We start from the raw sequence: 17,300 nt of genomic DNA, 5'->3' as shown, positions 1-17,300 counted from the left end.
GATTCCAGGGAGCGATTTTTGACTACTCGCATTTCATCAACGCATTCCCGGATGCGAAAGGAGCCACGCCAGGCGCGTTCTCGTGCCACGGTCGATTCCATTGTTCAGGCCGGTGCTCGCGTTTTGAGCGACCGGGGTTGGGCGGGTTTCAATACCAACGACGTCGCGGAGGCGGCTGGCGTGAGTATTGGATCGCTCTATCAGTACTTTCCAGACAAGCAAGCGTTGATCGAAGCCATTCGGCAACGTCACCTTGATGATGTTCTAGCGGTCATACGCGCCGTGGGTACCGGTGAAAAGCATCCCAGGCAACTAGTGGGCGATCTGGTCGACGGTATGATTGCGGCACACAGCATTCAGCCAGAACTTCATCGAGTCCTGCTTGATATTGCCCCGCCGCATTCAAGTTCCATCTCCGCTCATAGCGTGTTCGAAGCGCAATATCTGGCGCGATATAGAACCGTTGTAGAGGCTTTTCCGGGCTCACGAGGCCACGCGGCGAACTCAATGGTGGCGCAAGTGCTCTCCGCCGCCGTGGAAGGGGTCATTCATAGCGCAGCCAGAAGCGGGACGTTGAAATCCAAGGAGCTGAAAGAAGAGCTTGTGCACTTGGTCTGTTCGTATTTAGGTTAGGGCCTGCCACGTAATCAACAGGATAAGAACAAATGGGGGAGGGTAACGAAGTCGGTGCCACGGCCACGCTCAATGCATTCAATCGCTGCGTGCTGCACCTCGGTCGTCTTGCCCGGGAGCGCGGCGCTTCTCAATTCATCGAAGGTGGTTTGCAGGCATTCAGCGAACTGGTGCCGTTCGCATCCGCCTGGTGGGGCGAGATGTCAGCGTTAGACGCCGATGCACCGCCGAAAAGCTGGATGCACGGGCGGATCAATCTGCCGGAATCGTTTGCCGTCGAATGGCACCAGGGCGCGGACAATGACGGTTTTTCCCATAACACGTTGAGCCAGCCCGGTAAGGTCGTTCGCGAAAGCGGGTTCGACGATCTCGATGAGGTGGTGGGCTCGTTTGCGCGGCGTCATGATCTTTTCCACGCGATGTGCATCACCTTCGAATTGCCCGAAAGCGGCTTGATGTTTTTCGTCTGTCTCTACCGTGGCATCGATGCACCGGGGTTCAGCGACGTCGAGGCCGATTTGTTTTCGGCGTTCTGCGATCACCTGTTGCAGCTCTGGCGATTCCAGGTGCAAGACATGATCCGCTTCGACACCGGCAGTGGTGCAACCGATTTCGGCGTGGCGCGCATGGACGGCAGTTTGCTGTACGTCGGGGCGAGTGTGTGTGCGGCGATTCAGCGTGAGTTGCCGGGGTGGGGCGGCTCAGTTCTGCCGTTTGAGCTGACATCGCAATTGCCAAAAGCACCGTGCGTGATTCGCCTCGGTCGCTGCGCGCTGACCCTGACTCCCAACGCAGAGCATGTGATTCTGTCCCTTGAAGCCCAGTCGCGCGGGGCGGTGTTGGCACCACGGGAACGCACGGCTGCGCTGTTGTTCGCCGCCGGTCATTCCTACAAAGAAATCGCCAAAATCCTTGGGCTAAGCCCGGCCACCGTGCGCACTTATCTGCGCAACTGCTACTTGCAGCTTGGGGTGAAGAGCAAGGTGGAGTTGGGTTCTGTCTTGCGTTCGCCAAGCTCCCATGCGGACGCAATGCGCCGCAGCTAAATCTGCGGGAACGCTGGCAATTCGGGGTGGATACGATGGTTTATCGCCCGTTGCTTTTTTGGGCTTCCCTCCAAACACTGGCAACAGGTACGTCACTTTACCGCCAGCTCACATTCACAAAGCAACATTCTGAAATACGGAAAGCTCCTACGCGCTTTGTAGGGCGGTCTGACATTAATTCTTCCTCCTCCTTGTTAGCTTGCTCGGCAATTGACGCCTGCTCATGTCCGCTATGGATTGAGCGTCGCGCGTTGTCTTTCAGCTCAAGGATTAGCGTATGTTCGCGCGGGCCAATGTTGCGCACTTCGGACTAAAAATTCCCAACGTTCGCAATGATTTCAAGGTGCTGGCTTTTGAAGGTACAGAGGCGATCAGTGCCTTGTACGCCATCAACGTTGAACTGGTCAGCGAGCACCCGGATTTCGATCTGGAGAGCCTGCTCAGTCAACCGGCGTTTCTGCAGTTTGGATTCAATGGCGAAGGGATTCACGGCAGTATCGAAGACGTTTGGGTGGGTGAGGCCGGCAAGCGATTGACCCGCTACCACCTGACTCTGGTGCCGGCGCTGCACTACTTGCAGTTCAGTCACGACCAACGGATTTTCCAGCACCTGAGCGTGCCGCAGATCATCATGCAGGTGTTCAAAGGGCACGGCATTCAGGGCGATGCGTTTACCTTCCATGTCAGCACCAGTCCCGTGCGCGAGTACTGTACGCAGTATGGGGAAAGCGACTTCGAGTTCATCCAGCGGCTGTGCGCCGAGGACGGCATCGCCTGGCATCACCAGCACTCGCAGGACGGTCATCGGCTGGTGTTCACCGACGATCAGACGTTCTTCCCGAAACTGGGCGAAACCCCTATCAACAAGACTCTGGCATGGTCGCGGACAACCCGGTCGTCAACCAGTTCGCCATGGGCGTTCGCACCCGCACCAACACGATCACGCGCCGGGACTACGATTTCCAACGCCCGAGCCAACTGCTGGAAAGTCGTTTCACTGCCGAGTTCAGCCCCGAACTCGAAGACTATCGCTACCCCGTTCTGATCGAGAACGAAACGCGCGGCAAGCAACTCGCTCGGCAGGCCCTGGAGCGGCACCGCACCGATTACCAATTGGCCGAGGGCCAGAGCGACCAGCCGTGCCTGCGCAGTGGTCACTTTTTTGACCTGACCGAGCACCCGCGTAAAACCGGCAACGCCCTGTGGTTATTGCTCAGCGTGACACACCATGGGAAACAGCCGCAGTCACTGGAAGAGGCGATCACCAGCGACGTCAAACCTGAAGATGGCTTCACTCAAGGCTATCGCAACCACTTCAGCGCCATTCCGTGGGACGTGCATTACCGACCGCCGCTGCGTCCACGAAAAACACGGCTGGTCAGCCAGACCGCCCGCGTCACCGGCCCCATCGGTGAAGAGATCTATTGCGATGAATATGGCCGTGTGAAGGTCGAACTGCCTTGGGATCGAGCGGAACTCAACAGTGAGAAAAGCAGTTGCTGGCTCCGGGTGTCCTCCAGTTGGGCGGGGCAAGATTTCGGGGCGGTGACCATTCCGCGCATCGGTATGGAAGTCGTCGTCACCTACCTGGAAGGCGATCCTGATCAACCGTTGATCACCGGCTGTGTCGCGAACAAAGTCACGCCCGTGCCGCATTCCTTACCTGAGCACAAAACCAAAACCGTGTTGCGTAGCCACAGCTCTCCGCACACCGGTGGCTACAACGAACTGTCGCTTGAAGACCGTGCAGGGCAGGAAAAAATCTACCTGCGGGCGCAACGCGATATCGAGCAGTTGATCCTCAATGACAGCGACACCCAGATCGGTAACGACCGCCGCGAACAGATCACCCGCGACAGCCACAGTCTGATCGGCCACGACCGTTTTGAGCAGGTCGACAACCACAGTGCCAGCCTGATCAAGGGTGACGAGTTGCACACCACCCAAGGTTTGCGCAACACAGTGATAGGCGGGGATGAGCTGATCACCATCAGCGGCAATAGCAGCACGATGGCGACCGGAACGCTGGTGATTCAGGCTGGGCCGCATGCGCGTGTCAACGCGGCCAACGTGGTGATTGATGCGGGTTCGAGCCTGACGCTCACGGCGGGCGGTCACCATATCGTCATCAACGCCGGCGGGATCTTCAGTAGCGTGGCCATTGTCGAGGGCGGTTCGCCAGTGGTGGGGATTGCGGCGCAGGCGGCGTTGTCGGTCGTACCGCAGGTTGCCGCAGCCATGGTTATTGACGTCATCTCCATGGAGGCACTGCTCAAACAGACCATCGTCTTTCGTGAGGCCAATACCGGCCTCTGCCCGGTGTGCGATGCCGCCCAGCAAAGACAGGAAGCAGAAGGGGCGCAAGCATGACGCCAGCCACTCCAAACAAAGGGCTGCTCCTGCTCGACGGTGCCCAGTATGAGAACGCTACGGATTGGCTCCTCGAGCACTACGGCCCGGACCAGCCTCAGTCGCTATTCAAGGGCACCGCTTACGAGCCCATTTGCGCAACGGGCCCGTTTCTCCTGAATGCCTCGCTCGGCAGCGCCACCTATGCCGCATGGTGGGGCGGCTCCGACCTGCAGCACGCTGTGTGGCTGGCTTCTGCGCAAAGCGCCCAACAATTGCTACCGATCCTGCAACGTCGCTTACGCATTTTTGACGAGCAACAGTGTGAATTTTGGTTACGTCTGGCGGATGGCTCTGTTCTAAGCCGTGCCTGGATGGCCGGTGCGCAATGGCCTGCAGGTTTTTGGCATGGCGTGGATTGCGTCTGGTTGCGGCATGGTAATGCGGCGGTGTGCGCCTGGGAAAACGAAGCACCTGAATACGACGCGGCACCGGCCAATAAAGGTCTGGCTGCGCAAATCACTCTGCCTGAGTCGCTACTGCATGCACTCAGTTTGCTCGCCAGCCCGGAGAAAAATGCATGAGCGCCCAGAATAAAACCCGCGTTGGAACGTGCCCGCTGTTCGCTGCAGTCCTGCCACTGCGTTATGCCTTGGGCCCGACAACCGCTGTCGATACCAGCGCCCATGACGTGCCTGCTCTGAATGGCCAGTTTCCCGAACTGGGGCCGAGGCATCCTGATCTGACTGCGCACACGCTCAACTACACCTCCCGTTTTTTGCGTGACGGTTGGCTTTACGTGTGGGAGAGCAACCCACCCAGACTGGTGGAGTATGAGGTCGAAAAAGCGCAGCTCACGCAAACTCCGCGCGCAGGCAAGGTGATCGACACCCGGGTCAAACCGCATCTGCTTCTCAGGGCCGGTGATGCGGCCGCGTTGGTGTGGTCGCCCGTGCGCTGGAGCGAGCCGCAGTACCAAGCGGCTAAAACCAATCCCGCCATACGCCAGCGCATCATGCGCAGTTTTGTGCCGGGCGTTGCGCCGCTCAGTGGTCACGTCGGCACCGTCGCCAAGCAGATTGGCGAATACAACGATGCGACGAGCTACGGTTGGAGCACTGAGCCGGAAACGGAACATGCCCCCGACTGGCTGAAATTGCAGCGTCAGATGAAAGCTTGCGAACAACAAACCTTCGCGATCATTGATGACGCATGGGGCGTACTGCTCGACCTCGCGGCGTTGATGCGTGTGCGTAAAGAGGCTTTCGACAGTTATCAGGAGCATCACGCTGAAGAGTGGGCGATGGCCAGTGTCATCAAGTCACTGAGCGAAGGCGACCGCCAACTGAGCGCACAACTGCCGTCCATCACCCGCTATGACGAACTCCAACGGGCGTGGAAAGATCAAGAAATCCAGAACGATCGATATACCGCCGATATGCGACGGCTGGGCCAACTTTGGGTTGTATGGTTCAACACCCAACAAGTGGCTGGCCCGTCGAGCATGGACACGGCGTGCGGTCATTTCGATATAACTCAGGCGATTGCTCGTGAGGCACTGGAATTGCATTTTGCTGCTGCTTGTCTGGGGCCGGCGAGTACCAGTGTCGGGGCTGAGGCCATTACCTTCAGTCTGGAAGGTAACCAGGCCGGCAAGCCTTGGCTGCTTTGGGCATTGCTCGGGTTGCCATCTCGGCTGGGTGTTGGCGAGATTAAATATCTGGTGGACTTCAGTGATGTGGTTCGCGACAACATGGCGGCCGTGCAAGAGGGCGCCGACAAACTCACCAGGGCTTTCGGTTATGCAGGGGCGATCAACCAGACTGCCGACAAACTGAAGCAACACAAATCGGCTTCAAGCATTGAGGCCCTGTTTCTGTCCATCGCGCCGGTGGCCGGGTTGCAATTGCATCAGGGTGAAAAGACCAGCAGTACGGCGGGGCGTTTGTATATGGCGGCAGCGCTGGCGCGCAGCGACCAGCGCATTCAGACCTCGGGCGTCACTCCGCGTCAGTTAGGCGAGTGGTATAGCGATTTGATGGGAACACGCCCTGCGGCGCCTGCTCATTTGAGCGTTTCACCGTTGGCCAACGGAGTGGCTGGCGGTATCCCGTTCATGAATTTGGTCCCGACCAGCACCAAGCTGCCACCGTTGCCGGTGAATCTGGCGGCAAGTATAGAGCTGAGTAGTGTGTTTGATTTGAAAAGTGCACTGAGCAAAGCGCCGATCAAGTCGATTGTGACGTTGGTGGCTGGGGTGAATTTTGTTTGGGCGGGGGATCAGCTTTTTGATAAACGTACATACAAAAGCGCATTTACTACCGCCGGAGCTGCGTTTGGCGTTGGCGCAGCAGGTGCTGCCTTATGGCAGCGAGTGGGAGAAGTTAATTGGGGTGAGACAGTCCGCCAGACCGGAAAGTTTTCAGTTTCTTCAAGGTTAGTTTTGGTTAAAGCATTGGGGCGAGCGGCCATTGCTGCGGGCGCACAGGTCGCCGTGCTGGCCGTCGACGTCGTGCTCTACGGGATAGAAGCTTTTGAGGCGTATCAAAAAGGTGATTTCGACACCATGACGACGAGTTTGGTAGTCGCTAGTGCCGAACTGGCCGGGATCATGCTCTATATAAAGCTTTTCCGGGCATACCGCGCCGCACAAGTGGCTGTGCTGATCGGTGAGGCGGCCTCTGTTGCAGGGGGATGAATGTTGTACCACATGCAGGTATTAAAATACTTGGCCTTACCGTGGTGATTGTCGCGGGGGTCATTGCCCGACTCTACACAGCAGATTCGCCGCTGGAACAGTGGATAAAAAATAGCCATTTCGGGATCCGCCCGGACGACGTCTGGTCAAAGAGCTACAGCCTGTCCATGGATAAGCTGTACCCCATTTTGTTTCCAGTCAGCTTTGATGCTCGCCGGCTGGCAGAAATGAATCCTTATCAGGGGCAAGTCACCTCCACGTATCTGATGCTGAACCTGCCCGGGGAAAATGTATCGTTGACCGATGCGATGATTCACTTCAAGGGCATCGAAGTGTGGGGAGATACACTCGGCTACCATCCCGAAAAGATAAAAAAGGTCGAATGGACGGGCAAAGACTTTGCTCTGCATAGCGGTAGCCGCATCCCTGTACCGGCTGGCATCACTCCTTATCGTCGTGTGTACCATGAGGAAGGAGTTCGGGACTTGAAGCGTATCGAGGGCGAGCTGATCTATTCCCCACAAGAAGGACTGACGCTGCCAGCGTTAAAAATCATGGAACGAGCATGGATATGAATACACCGGAGCAATCTCAAATCAGTGCCGCAACCACAGTCATGCTTGAGTCGGACAAACCGACTGGTGAACAGCCGATGGAATTGTTCATTACCGATGAGCACACAGAGCACTACTTGGCGTTGCAAGCGGGCAGCGGTTCGGATCGTGGGTTATGGACGGGTATCTTAGGTGGGATTGGTGGCTGCGCATCGATATGGCTCGGACTTCTGGGCGCACTGCAAGGTAAGTTCGACGTCACTTTCATGATGTTTTCTATAGGTGTTCCCCTATTTTTTGTGCCTTTTTTGTTTGAAACCCTCCGCCCGTTACCTCTACCCATCCTGTTCAATCGCCGTACCCGAGAAGTGTATTTCGATCACGAAGGCGAGTTGTTCCACACTCCATGGGACGGTATTTCAGCCGAGGCCAAAGAGTTCCAGCTGGTCGGCCCACATATCGGAGGCATGCAAAGCGCTGCACTGGAAATTCGCGTTTGGAGTTTCGAAAAACCAGATATATCGCTCATGGTTAGCCTCGGTTCACCGTTCGGCAAATCACTGGAGATGCAAAAAGGCTTTTGGGAGTACATCCGCTCCTATATGAACAACGGCCCATATTTCGACGAGCACGGTCATCACAGTGAGTCGGACGCATTTGTACAAAGTCAGTTATCCGTGCAGCCCAAAATGAGCGATAGCTTCAGACAAACGCTGGAACGGATAAAACACGCGAAGCAAGAGAACGGCGGCAAGAATTTTTTACGTGGCATCGATGTATTGGGCTTGGTACTCGATCTTTGTTTCTATCCCACCTGTCGCATTCAAGAACTCACCTACAGCCTCGCCAAACGCCGCTCCCGCAACCTGTGGCCAAAAGTCGTCGCTGAGCGGCTGAAGGCCAACGGTCCTAGCACGCGACTTGTCGATCTGGAATACGAGCAGGGGTTAAGCGTATCGAGGGCGATTTGATTTATTCGCCGCGTGACGGACTGACGCTGCCAGCAGTAAAAATCAAGGGCTGGGCATGGATATGAATACGCCGGGGCAACCGCGCTACAGCTCTATACCCACTGTGCTTCTGGAAGCGGATAAGCCCACTGGCGAGCAGCCAATGGAGCTGTTCATTACTGATGAGCACACTGAGAATTACTTGGCATTGCAAACCGGCGGAGACGCTGATCGCGGGTTAGTCGCTGGCCTTGGTGGCTGGGTTTTTATCGGATGTTTAGGTGTCGGTGTTTACAGCTTTGTTCAAAGCGCTGAATTCAACGGGCTCTACATCATGCTTGGCATTGGCCTGCCGATGTTTTTGGTGCCGTTTTTATGGGAAACCCTTCGCCCTTTACCTCTGCCCATTCTGTTCAACCGCCGCACCCGTGAAGTGTACTTCAATCATGAGGGCGATCTTTACCACACTCCATGGGAGGGTATCTCAGCCGTGGCCAATGAGTTTCAATTAGTCGGAACGCACATCGGCGGCATGCAAAGCGCTTCGCTGCAAATTAAGGTGTGGAAATTTGAAGACCCGAAAATGGTATTGATGATCAGTCTCGGCGCGCCCTTCGGTAAATCACTGGCCATGCAAAAAGGTTTTTGGGAATACATTCGTTCCTATATGAACAATGGCCCTTATTTCGACGAGCACGGTAAGCACAGTGAGTCGGATGCGTTTGTAAAAAGCCAACTGGCTGTGCGCCCCAAAATGAGTGACAGCTTCAAGCAAACACTGGCTCAGTTAAAACAGGCGAAGAAGGAGGCGGGTGGCAAGAATTACTTAGGCGCCGGTGATGTTGCAAAACTGATACTCGAGCCAATGCTCTACCCCCAGGATCGCATTCAGGAACTCACCTACAGCCTCGCCAAGCGCCGCTCCCGCAACCTGTGGCCAAAAGTTGTCACTGAACGCCTGAAAGCCAACGGCCCCACAACACGCCTTGTCGATCTGGAAGGCGAGAAGGGCGGTAACGAATTGACGGATGTACCGGTGTAACTAATTCCCCGACCCCTCCTCATTTGCAGAGGTCCGAACCTCGACGGCGCTCTATAGGCTAGGCCCTGCCTGCCACGGGCGTGCACAGCCGTCGGTTCGGGCACTTCAAAAACTATAAGAACAGAGGTGGGTCAGTTGAAATTTTCCAGGCTTTTTATCGCGGTTGCCGCGGCGACGGCGTTTTCTGGTGTGGCGTTGGTGGGGTGTCAGACGCAGGGTTCGACCGGCGCCGACATGGTCATGCGCAACGGCTATGTCTACACCGTCGATGGCAAGAATTCGGTGCAGCAGGCGATTGCCGTGACGGGCGGCAAGATCATTTACGTCGGCAGCGATGAAGGCGTTTCCTCGTACATCGGCAAACAGACCCAACTGGTCGATCTGGCCGGGCGCATGTTGATGCCAGGCTTCATCGACGCGCACATGCACCCGGGGGACGGCGGCCGCGCCATGACTTTGTGCGACCTGAAATACCAGACCATGACCCGCAAGGTGTTCCAGGAAACCATTCAGGCCTGCCTTGATGCCGAGAAGGACAAGGGGCCGGATGTGTGGCTCGAAGTCGGCAGTTGGGATCGCATGGGCATGGACGGCCTCGACGGCGATCCGGACAAATCAACTCTCGACGCGCTCAAGACCAAACGGCCGATTCAGGTGCGTTCCACCGATTTCCATACGGTGCTGGTCAACTCCCGGGGCCTCGAAGTCGCCGGCATCAACAAGCAAACGCCCAACCCGGGTGATGGCAAGTACGCACGCGACGGCGCTGGCAACCCAACCGGTATCTGCGAAGACGGTGCTGCCGAAAGCATGGCCGCCGTGGTACCGCCGGCCACCGATGCACAGAAGCTGATCCAGATTCGCGCGGCACTCGACGCCATGCGCCAGCAGGGCATCACCAGTTTCTTCGACGCCTTGTCGGGGCCGGAGAATGGCAAAGCCTTCACCAGCCTGCAGCAGTCCGGCGAACTGACCGCTCGGGCCTTGCTGGCGATCAAACTGGACCCGGCCGCCGCTGCGGCAGACCCGGCGAAAACCATCGCCGAAGCCAAGGCACTGGCCAACACCTACGACCAAGGCGAAACCAAAGTCGCGCCGGGCGTGAGCATGCGCCACGTCAAATTGTTCATGGACGGCATCATCAATGCGCCGGCAGATACAGGCGCGATGTTGACGCCGTACCTGCACAACGCGGGCACCGCCAAGGCGCCGAAGTGGGGGCCGGGCAAGAATGTCGGCGAGTTGTACTTCCCGCCGCAAGTGCTCGATTCGCTGCTGCTGAAGGCTGTTCAGGCTGGCTTCGACCCGCACCTTCACGCCACGGGTGACCGCGCAGTGCGTGACTCGTTGAACGGCATCGAGTACGTGCGTCAGCAACTGCCGGGCAATACTTTCCGTCCTGCCATCGCCCACGCCGAGTCGGTGGTCCCTGGCGACTATGCGCGCTTCAAGGCGTTGGACGTGACGGCCACCATGTCCTTTCAGTGGGCCCAACAGGCGCCGTCCACCGTCGATGGCACCAGCGAACATCTTGGTGCCGAGCGTTTTTCCCGTATGGAACCGTCGGGCAGCATCGCCAATGCCGGCGGTCGCGTGGCCTACGGCAGCGACTGGCCGGTGGACCCGCTCGACGAATTTCTCGCGCTGAAAGTCGGCGTCACCCGCTCCGGCGATCCGCTGAACCCGCACAGCTACGGCGCCGAGTACGCGGGCCGGCTGAATGCCGATCCGGCGCTGTCCCGTGCTGAAGTGCTGCGCAGCGTCACCCTCAACGCCGCCGAGCAATTGAAGCTGGACGCGATGGTCGGCTCGGTCGAGGTCGGCAAGTTTGCGGATCTGATCGTGCTGGACAAGAACTTCATGCAGGTCCCCGAGGCTGAACTGGCGCGTAATAACGTGGTGCTGACGATGGTCGGCGGCAAAGTCGTGTGGGCCAAGGCACCGTTCGTTGGTCTGGATCGGCAACCGGTTCCCGTCGCCGTTTTGAACGCTGAATAACAAAAATAAAAGAGCGCATCGCAATGACCCAACAACGAAGTCCCCTGATCGAAACACGTTCGATCGATTACATCCCCGAGGCCGAGCGCCACGGCAGCCTCTACAGCCAGTTCACCCTGTGGCTCGGCGCCAACCTGCAAATCACCGCCATCGTCACCGGCGCACTGGCGGTGGTGCTGGGCGGTGATGTGTTCTGGTCGCTGATTGGCTTGCTGATCGGCCAGTTGCTTGGCGGCACCGTCGTCGCCCTGCATGCCGCGCAAGGACCGAAGCTTGGGCTGCCGCAGATGATCTCCAGTCGGGTGCAGTTCGGCGTCTACGGCGCGGCGATCCCGATTGTGCTGGTGTGCCTGATGTACCTCGGCTTCAGCGCCACCGGTGCGGTGTTGTCGGGGCAGGCGATTGCGCAGTTGATCAGCGTCAGCGACAGCACCGGCATCCTGATTTTCGCCGCGTGCATCGCGTTTCTGACGATCTTCGGTTACCGGGTTATCCATGTGGTCGGCAGGGTGGCCAGCGTGCTGGGCATCATCGCCTTCGCCTACCTGTTTACCCGGTTGATGACCCTCAACGACATCGGCCTGTTGCTGGAAAATCGCCACTTCGGTTGGAGTACTTTCCTGCTGGCGGTGTCGCTCTCGGCGTCCTGGCAGATCGCGTTTGGCCCTTATGTGGCCGACTACTCGCGCTACTTGCCGAGCAAGACTTCGTCCTGGAAAACCTTCGCCGCCGTTGGCCTGGGCACCGTGCTTGGCGCTCAGGCATCGATGGTGTTGGGGGTGTTTGCGGCCGCGTTGGCCGGGGCGAACTTTCGTGGTCACGAGGTGGCGACCATCGTCGGGTTGGGCAGTACCGGCGTGATCGCCTCGCTGCTGTACTTGAGCGTGGTGTTTGGCAAGGTCACGGTGTCGACGCTCAATGCTTATGGCAGCTTCATGTGCGTGGCCACGATTATCAGCGGCTTTCGCAGTCGTCTGGAAATCACCGCCAGGCAGCGCATGGTGTTTGTGCTGCTAATCGTCGTCGCGTCGACCACGCTCGCTTTGCTGGGGCAGTACTCGTTTTTGAACACGTTCAAGTACTTCATCCTGTTTCTGTTGACGTTCTTCACGCCGTGGAGCGCGATCAACCTGGTGGATTACTACTTCATCAACAAGGAGCGCTATGACATCCCGGCGTTGTCCGACCCGGCGGGTCGTTACGGCCGCTGGAACGGGCGCGGGATCAGCGTCTATGTCATTGGGGTGTTGATCCAGTTGCCTTTTGTCGACACGCATTTCTACTCCGGGCCGATGGTTGCGCAGCTCGGTGGTGTCGATATTTCGTGGATCGTGGGGTTGGTGGTGCCGGGGATTCTTTATTACTGGCTGACCAGGACGTCGGCGTTGGCGGTGGGTTTGGAGCAGCAATCGAAGGCGTGAAGGACGCGAAAGCGTGTTGAGCGCTTACACTCCCTGTGGTGAGGGGGCTTGCTGAGGGGAAGGGGCTTTCTGTGGCGAGGGAGCTTGCTCCCGTTGGACTGCGCAGCAGTCCCCTTCTTTTTCGGAAAGAGCGGGGCCGCTTCGCACCCCAGCGCGAGCAAGCTCGCTCGCCACAGGATAGTATTCGAGCCCGTGAGTTCGATGCCTTCTTTCAATCTGTATGGAGACAGTCACCATGGCAATCCACGCCCAACGCGCCGACGCCAGCCACCTCGACCCAGTCGCGCAGTTGTTCGACGCCTACCGGGGTTTCTACGGTCAGCCCTCAAACTTGCCGCAATCCCGAGACTTCATCGCCGAGCGCATCGCCAAGGGTGAATCCGCGATTTTCCTGGCCCTGGACGCCGACGGTGAAGCACTGGGTTTTGTCCAGTTGTACCCGACGTTTTCTTCCATCGAGGCCCATCGCGCATGGTTGCTCAGTGACCTGTTCACCACGCCCGCCGCACGGGGCCGCGGGGTAGGGACGTTGCTGATGAACACCGCCCGCAGTTTTGCACTGTCGACGGGTGCGAAGGGGCTGATATTGGAAACAGCGACCGACAATTACGGCGCGCAACGTTTGTATGAGTCGGTGGGTTATGTGCGGGATGAGGGTTACTACACCTACTTGCTCGATTTGAAGCAGGGTTGATTGCGTCAGCTCAACAGCCGCTCGATCTGCGCCAACTCCCAGGTACTCAGCAAACTCAACGGGTCGGTGCCAAAGCGCCAGGCCTCTAGCGTTCCTTCGCGACCGTCAGGGCTTAGGCAGTGTTGGCAGTGGTGCAAGCGCTTGCCGTCGAAGTCCAGAGTCAGGCGCCAGCCTTCGATATTGACGCTTACCTGTCCGGGTTCGCACGGTTCCTGGATGCGCCGTAACGGGCGGACTTCCAGGGCGGCGTCCCGCAGGATTTGGCAGACTTCGCGGGCGGTGAGGGCGGGCATCGGGTTTTGGCTCTGCAAGCTCATTCTCATTGTTGGGATCACTTCGCAGCAGTGTAGCGAGAGAGGCAAGCTCCCTCGCTACCGGATTGCGTGACTACTTAGGCACCTCAAGGTTATCCAGTATCCGATTCACCGCCAGTTCACCGAGCATGATGACCTGTTGCAGCGCCAGCATGGTGTTGCGCTGGCTGCCTTGCATCTGCGCGGCGAAATCACTGGCCATGACACTGGCCGACGCCATCGATTCGCAGGCATTGGTCAGCAGGGTTTCGTTATCGACACCCGCCGTGATGGTGAAGATGGTGCTGGGTTTGCGTGGGGTTTCTTTGAGGGCTGATGGGTTGAGGTAGTAATTGAGTGCCCGGTCGGCGGCCTCTTTTAGCTTCTTGGGATCGAGGGCAGGGTCGTGCGGGATCGGATCAGTGTCCGGTGGATTAGGCGTAATTTTATACATTGGCTCAAACCTCTACATGAGTGAGGCTGCAACCATTTCGCTACTAATACGAAAGGGAGGCAGCTGTGCACAGGTTAGTAGACCGATGAGCCAAGAAATCGGCGCGCCCGAGGGCGCCCTGCGCACAGCCACCATCAAGTGCAGGAATGGATACCTGACTGATAGAGACATATGCGACTTGACTGCGACGGGCTACTAAACCCGATCACTGGCAATCAGTGATGCGAACCAAGTTACCGGCGACACCCAAGACGCACAAGCCGGCGGATTCTGGCGTACCTGTAGGCAACGGCGCAAGGCGTTGTAGCCTTTGGGACGTAACACTGAGTGTCTTTAAATGCATGGCAAAAAAGCCGTTTAACGTCCAAATAGAAATGAGGAAATATCTGGCAGATGCACAGATCCCCTGTGGGAGCGAGCCTGCTCGCGATGACGGCGGCACATTCAACATCGATGTGTCAGACAGACTGCTATCGCGAGCAGGCTCGCTCCCACAAGGAGTGCAGTGTTCAAATCCTTGACTGACAGGTATTAGCCACATCTGGCTGGCTTTTAGAGTTATGCCGCCGCAATCCTCCAATCACTGGCCCAACCATCCCCAATTCCGTAACATCCGCAACCCTATTTCCCCCGCAACTCCCCGCGGCCCATTTCACCGGCCCGCATTTCAGGTAAGCCATGAAACCTCAACGTCTACGCGCCGATGCCCTGGCCGGGCTCACTACATCCTTCGCCTTGCTGCCCGAATGCATCGCCTTCGCGCTGGTCGCCCACCTCAATCCGCTGATGGGGCTGTACGGCGCATTCATCATTTGCACATTGACTGCTTTGTTCGGCGGTCGGCCGGGAATGGTGTCCGGTGCGGCCGGGTCGATGGCGGTGGTGATCGTTGCGCTGGTGGTGCAGCACGGCGTGCAGTATTTGCTGGCCACGGTGTTGCTCGGCGGATTGATCATGATGGCGTTCGGGCTGCTGCGGCTGGGCAAACTGGTGCGCATGGTGCCGCACCCGGTGATGCTCGGTTTTGTGAATGGCCTGGCGATCATTATTGCGTTGGCACAACTGGAGCACTTCAAGAGTGGCGACACCTGGCTCAGCGGCACACCGCTTTACGTGATGAGCGGTTTGGTGACGCTGACGATGGCCATCGTTTACCTGCTGCCGCGCCTGACCCGCGCGGTGCCGGCCGGCACTGGTGGCGATTCTCGGCGTCGGGTTGGCGGTCTACTTGCTTGGCTTGCCGACGCGCACATTGGGGGACATGGCGCACATTGCCGGCGGCTTGCCGGGCTTCGCGCTGCCGGACATTCCCTGGAACCTTGAAACCCTGCGCATCATCGCGCCTTACGCGATTTTGATGGCGCTGGTCGGCCTGCTGGAAACCCTGCTGACGCTGAATCTCACCGACGAAATCACCGAGAGTCGCGGCTACCCGGATCGTGAGTGCGTGGCGCTGGGCGCGGCGAATATGGTGTCGGGTGTGTTCGGCGGCATGGGCGGCTGCGCGATGATCGGCCAGACCGTGATCAACCTCAGTTCTGGCGGTCGTGGTCGACTTTCCGGCGTGGTCGCCGGGGTGATGATTCTGCTGTTCGTGCTGTTCCTGTCACCGCTGATCGAGCGCATTCCGCTAGCGGCATTGGTCGGCGTGATGTTCGTGGTGTCGCAGCAAACTTTCGCCTGGGCCTCGCTGCGGGTGATCAACAAAGTGCCGCTCAACGATGTGTTGGTGATCATCGCCGTGACCACCATCACTGTGTTCACCGATCTGGCCACCGCCGTGCTCTGCGGGATCATCATTGCCGCGCTCAACTTCGCCTGGCAGCAGGCCCGTGAGCTGTACGCCGACACGCATCTGGAAACCGACGGCAGCAAACTCTATCGTTTGCACGGCACGTTGTTTTTCGCCTCAACGGCGCCGTTTCTCAACCAGTTCGATCCGGCCAACGATCCCGCTCAAGTGACCCTCGATTGCCGTCACTTGAGCTTCGTCGACTACTCAGCCATCGCCGCGCTGAAGACTTTGCGTGAACGCTACGCCAAGGCCGGCAAGCATCTGCGGGTGTTTCACCTGTCGGAGCGCTGCAAGCAGATGCTCAAACGCGCGGGCGAGCGTCACGACTGACGTGTGGTGTCTTTCACGCCTTTAACTTGCTCGTCGGCATGGTACGACGAGCGCACCAACGGGCCGGACGCCACGTTCTTGAAGCCCATCTTGTAACCTTCTTCGGCGAACCAGGCGAACACGTCCGGGTGCACGAAACGCTGCACCGGCAAGTGGCTGCGGGACGGTTGCAGGTACTGGCCGAGGGTCAGCATGTCGATGTCGTGTTCGCGCATGCGCTTCATGACTTCGATGACTTCTTCGTCGGTCTCGCCCAGGCCCAGCATCAAGCCGGACTTGGTCGGAATGTGCGGCATCATCTGCTTGAAGCGTTGCAGCAGGGTCAGCGACCACTGGTAATCCGAACCCGGACGCGCAGCCTTGTACAGGCGCGGCACGGTTTCCAGGTTGTGGTTGAACACATCTGGCGGCTCGGTGGCGGTGATTTCCAGCGCCACGTCCATGCGCCCACGGTAATCCGGGACCAGGGTTTCGAGCTGCACGTTCGGCGACAGCTTGCGGATCTCGCGGATGCAGTCGGCAAAGTGCTGGGCACCGCCGTCACGCAGGTCGTCGCGGTCCACCGAAGTGATCACCACGTACTTGAGTTTCAGGTCGGCGATGGCGATGGCCAGGCTTTGCGGCTCGTTGACATCCAGTGGCTTCGGACGACCGTGGCCGACGTCGCAGAACGGGCAGCGACGGGTGCAGATGTCGCCCATGATCATGAAGGTCGCGGTGCCGCCGGAGAAGCACTCGCCCAGGTTCGGGCAGGACGCTTCTTCGCAGACGCTGTGCAGCTTGTGTTTGCGCAGCAGGGCCTTGATGCGGTCGACTTCCGGGGAAACCGGGATACGCACGCGAATCCAGTCGGGTTTGCGTGGGAACTCATCGGTCGGGATTATTTTCACCGGAATCCGCGCAACCTTCTCGGCGCCACGCAATTTGACGCCGACTTCCATTTTTACCGGGGCTTTTACGGGCGATTGCGCCAGTGTGCTCATATGCTTTTGTCCTTATGCGGGAACGGGGCCGTCAGCTGAAATAGCGCGGGCGACGCATAA

Annotated in this window: 13 protein-coding genes and 2 pseudogenes; 12 read left to right on the top strand and 3 right to left on the bottom strand. The window is 58.3% G+C overall.

Annotated features, from left to right (window positions below):
* Nucleotides 1–18 precede the first annotated feature (18 nt).
* From RHM58_RS30100 to RHM58_RS30050, 11 genes and pseudogenes are all read left to right on the top strand, one after another.
* Nucleotides 19–633, top strand: a complete 615-nt coding sequence (locus tag RHM58_RS30100) for a TetR/AcrR family transcriptional regulator (RefSeq protein ID WP_201257204.1) — start codon at nucleotides 19–21, stop codon at nucleotides 631–633.
* Nucleotides 634–665: 32 nt separating this feature from the next.
* Nucleotides 666–1,679 carry a helix-turn-helix transcriptional regulator gene (locus RHM58_RS30095; protein ID WP_201257203.1) on the top strand — a complete coding sequence of 338 codons (1,014 nt, stop codon included), beginning with the start codon at nucleotides 666–668 and terminating at the stop codon, nucleotides 1,677–1,679.
* A 277-nt stretch (nucleotides 1,680–1,956) separates the two neighbouring features.
* Nucleotides 1,957–4,049: pseudogene (locus tag RHM58_RS30090) on the top strand (type VI secretion system tip protein VgrG).
* Nucleotides 4,046–4,612, top strand: coding sequence for a DUF4123 domain-containing protein (locus RHM58_RS30085; RefSeq protein ID WP_322268988.1), 567 nt, complete (start codon nucleotides 4,046–4,048; stop codon nucleotides 4,610–4,612). Before RHM58_RS30090 ends, RHM58_RS30085 begins: the two are co-directional and overlap by 4 nt.
* The gene (locus RHM58_RS30080) at nucleotides 4,609–6,726 is read left to right on the top strand and encodes a toxin VasX (RefSeq protein WP_322268987.1); all 2,118 of its coding nucleotides are present in this window, start codon (nucleotides 4,609–4,611) and stop codon (nucleotides 6,724–6,726) included. The genes RHM58_RS30085 and RHM58_RS30080 overlap by 4 nt, the downstream gene beginning before the upstream one ends.
* On the top strand, nucleotides 6,723–7,301 hold the full coding sequence (locus RHM58_RS30075; protein ID WP_322268986.1) for a hypothetical protein: 579 nt from the start codon (nucleotides 6,723–6,725) through the stop codon (nucleotides 7,299–7,301). The genes RHM58_RS30080 and RHM58_RS30075 overlap by 4 nt, the downstream gene beginning before the upstream one ends.
* Nucleotides 7,292–8,251, top strand: coding sequence for a hypothetical protein (locus RHM58_RS30070; RefSeq protein ID WP_322268985.1), 960 nt, complete (start codon nucleotides 7,292–7,294; stop codon nucleotides 8,249–8,251). The genes RHM58_RS30075 and RHM58_RS30070 overlap by 10 nt, the downstream gene beginning before the upstream one ends.
* A 55-nt stretch (nucleotides 8,252–8,306) precedes the next feature.
* On the top strand, nucleotides 8,307–9,272 hold the full coding sequence (locus tag RHM58_RS30065) for a hypothetical protein (RefSeq protein WP_322268984.1): 966 nt from the start codon (nucleotides 8,307–8,309) through the stop codon (nucleotides 9,270–9,272).
* Nucleotides 9,273–9,407: 135 nt separating this feature from the next.
* Entirely contained in the window at nucleotides 9,408–11,270 is a 1,863-nt protein-coding gene (locus RHM58_RS30060) for an amidohydrolase (protein ID WP_322268983.1), read from the top strand.
* 23 nt (nucleotides 11,271–11,293) lie between these two features.
* Nucleotides 11,294–12,691 carry a purine-cytosine permease family protein gene (locus RHM58_RS30055; RefSeq protein ID WP_322268982.1) on the top strand — a complete coding sequence of 466 codons (1,398 nt, stop codon included), beginning with the start codon at nucleotides 11,294–11,296 and terminating at the stop codon, nucleotides 12,689–12,691.
* A gap of 235 nt (nucleotides 12,692–12,926) precedes the next feature.
* Nucleotides 12,927–13,385 carry a GNAT family N-acetyltransferase gene (locus RHM58_RS30050; RefSeq protein WP_322268981.1) on the top strand — a complete coding sequence of 153 codons (459 nt, stop codon included), beginning with the start codon at nucleotides 12,927–12,929 and terminating at the stop codon, nucleotides 13,383–13,385.
* 5 nt (nucleotides 13,386–13,390) lie between these two features.
* On the opposite strand, the gene RHM58_RS30045 is transcribed toward RHM58_RS30050, so the two are convergent.
* Nucleotides 13,391–13,702 (bottom strand): hypothetical protein, encoded by a 312-nt coding sequence (locus tag RHM58_RS30045; protein WP_416195348.1) that lies wholly within the window; start codon nucleotides 13,700–13,702, stop codon nucleotides 13,391–13,393.
* A 70-nt stretch (nucleotides 13,703–13,772) separates the two neighbouring features.
* Nucleotides 13,773–14,132 carry a DUF6124 family protein gene (locus RHM58_RS30040; protein WP_322268980.1) on the bottom strand — a complete coding sequence of 120 codons (360 nt, stop codon included), beginning with the start codon at nucleotides 14,130–14,132 and terminating at the stop codon, nucleotides 13,773–13,775.
* Nucleotides 14,133–14,810: 678 nt separating this feature from the next.
* Here RHM58_RS30040 and RHM58_RS30035 point away from each other — a divergent pair.
* Nucleotides 14,811–16,257 (top strand): annotated as a pseudogene (locus RHM58_RS30035) (SulP family inorganic anion transporter).
* Here the strand turns inward: RHM58_RS30035 and lipA are convergent.
* Nucleotides 16,248–17,240: a lipoyl synthase gene (gene lipA / locus RHM58_RS30030; RefSeq protein WP_322268979.1), complete on the bottom strand. Its 993-nt coding sequence runs from the start codon at nucleotides 17,238–17,240 to the stop codon at nucleotides 16,248–16,250. The pseudogene RHM58_RS30035 and the gene lipA overlap by 10 nt on opposite strands.
* Nucleotides 17,241–17,300: the final 60 nt, after the last annotated feature.

The organism is Pseudomonas sp. 10S4 (genome assembly GCF_034344865.1).
Lineage (GTDB): Bacteria > Pseudomonadota > Gammaproteobacteria > Pseudomonadales > Pseudomonadaceae > Aquipseudomonas.
The sequence above is the reverse complement of the archived record's forward strand: the minus strand, read 5'-3'. Positions and strand labels throughout refer to the sequence as shown.

Bases quoted from the DNA above. Each gene is read 5' to 3' on its own strand.
- RHM58_RS30095 (WP_201257203.1), top strand. From the start codon at position 666: ATGGGGGAGGGTAACGAAGTCGGTGCCACGGCCACGCTCAATGCATTC.
- RHM58_RS30085 (WP_322268988.1), top strand. From the start codon at position 4,046: ATGACGCCAGCCACTCCAAACAAAGGGCTGCTCCTGCTCGACGGTGCC.
- RHM58_RS30080 (WP_322268987.1), top strand. From the start codon at position 4,609: ATGAGCGCCCAGAATAAAACCCGCGTTGGAACGTGCCCGCTGTTCGCT.
- RHM58_RS30075 (WP_322268986.1), top strand. From the start codon at position 6,723: ATGAATGTTGTACCACATGCAGGTATTAAAATACTTGGCCTTACCGTG.
- RHM58_RS30070 (WP_322268985.1), top strand. From the start codon at position 7,292: ATGGATATGAATACACCGGAGCAATCTCAAATCAGTGCCGCAACCACA.
- RHM58_RS30065 (WP_322268984.1), top strand. From the start codon at position 8,307: ATGGATATGAATACGCCGGGGCAACCGCGCTACAGCTCTATACCCACT.
- RHM58_RS30055 (WP_322268982.1), top strand. From the start codon at position 11,294: ATGACCCAACAACGAAGTCCCCTGATCGAAACACGTTCGATCGATTAC.
- RHM58_RS30050 (WP_322268981.1), top strand. From the start codon at position 12,927: ATGGCAATCCACGCCCAACGCGCCGACGCCAGCCACCTCGACCCAGTC.
- RHM58_RS30045 (WP_416195348.1), bottom strand. From the start codon at position 13,702: ATGAGCTTGCAGAGCCAAAACCCGATGCCCGCCCTCACCGCCCGCGAA.
- RHM58_RS30040 (WP_322268980.1), bottom strand. From the start codon at position 14,132: ATGTATAAAATTACGCCTAATCCACCGGACACTGATCCGATCCCGCAC.
- lipA (WP_322268979.1), bottom strand. From the start codon at position 17,240: ATGAGCACACTGGCGCAATCGCCCGTAAAAGCCCCGGTAAAAATGGAA.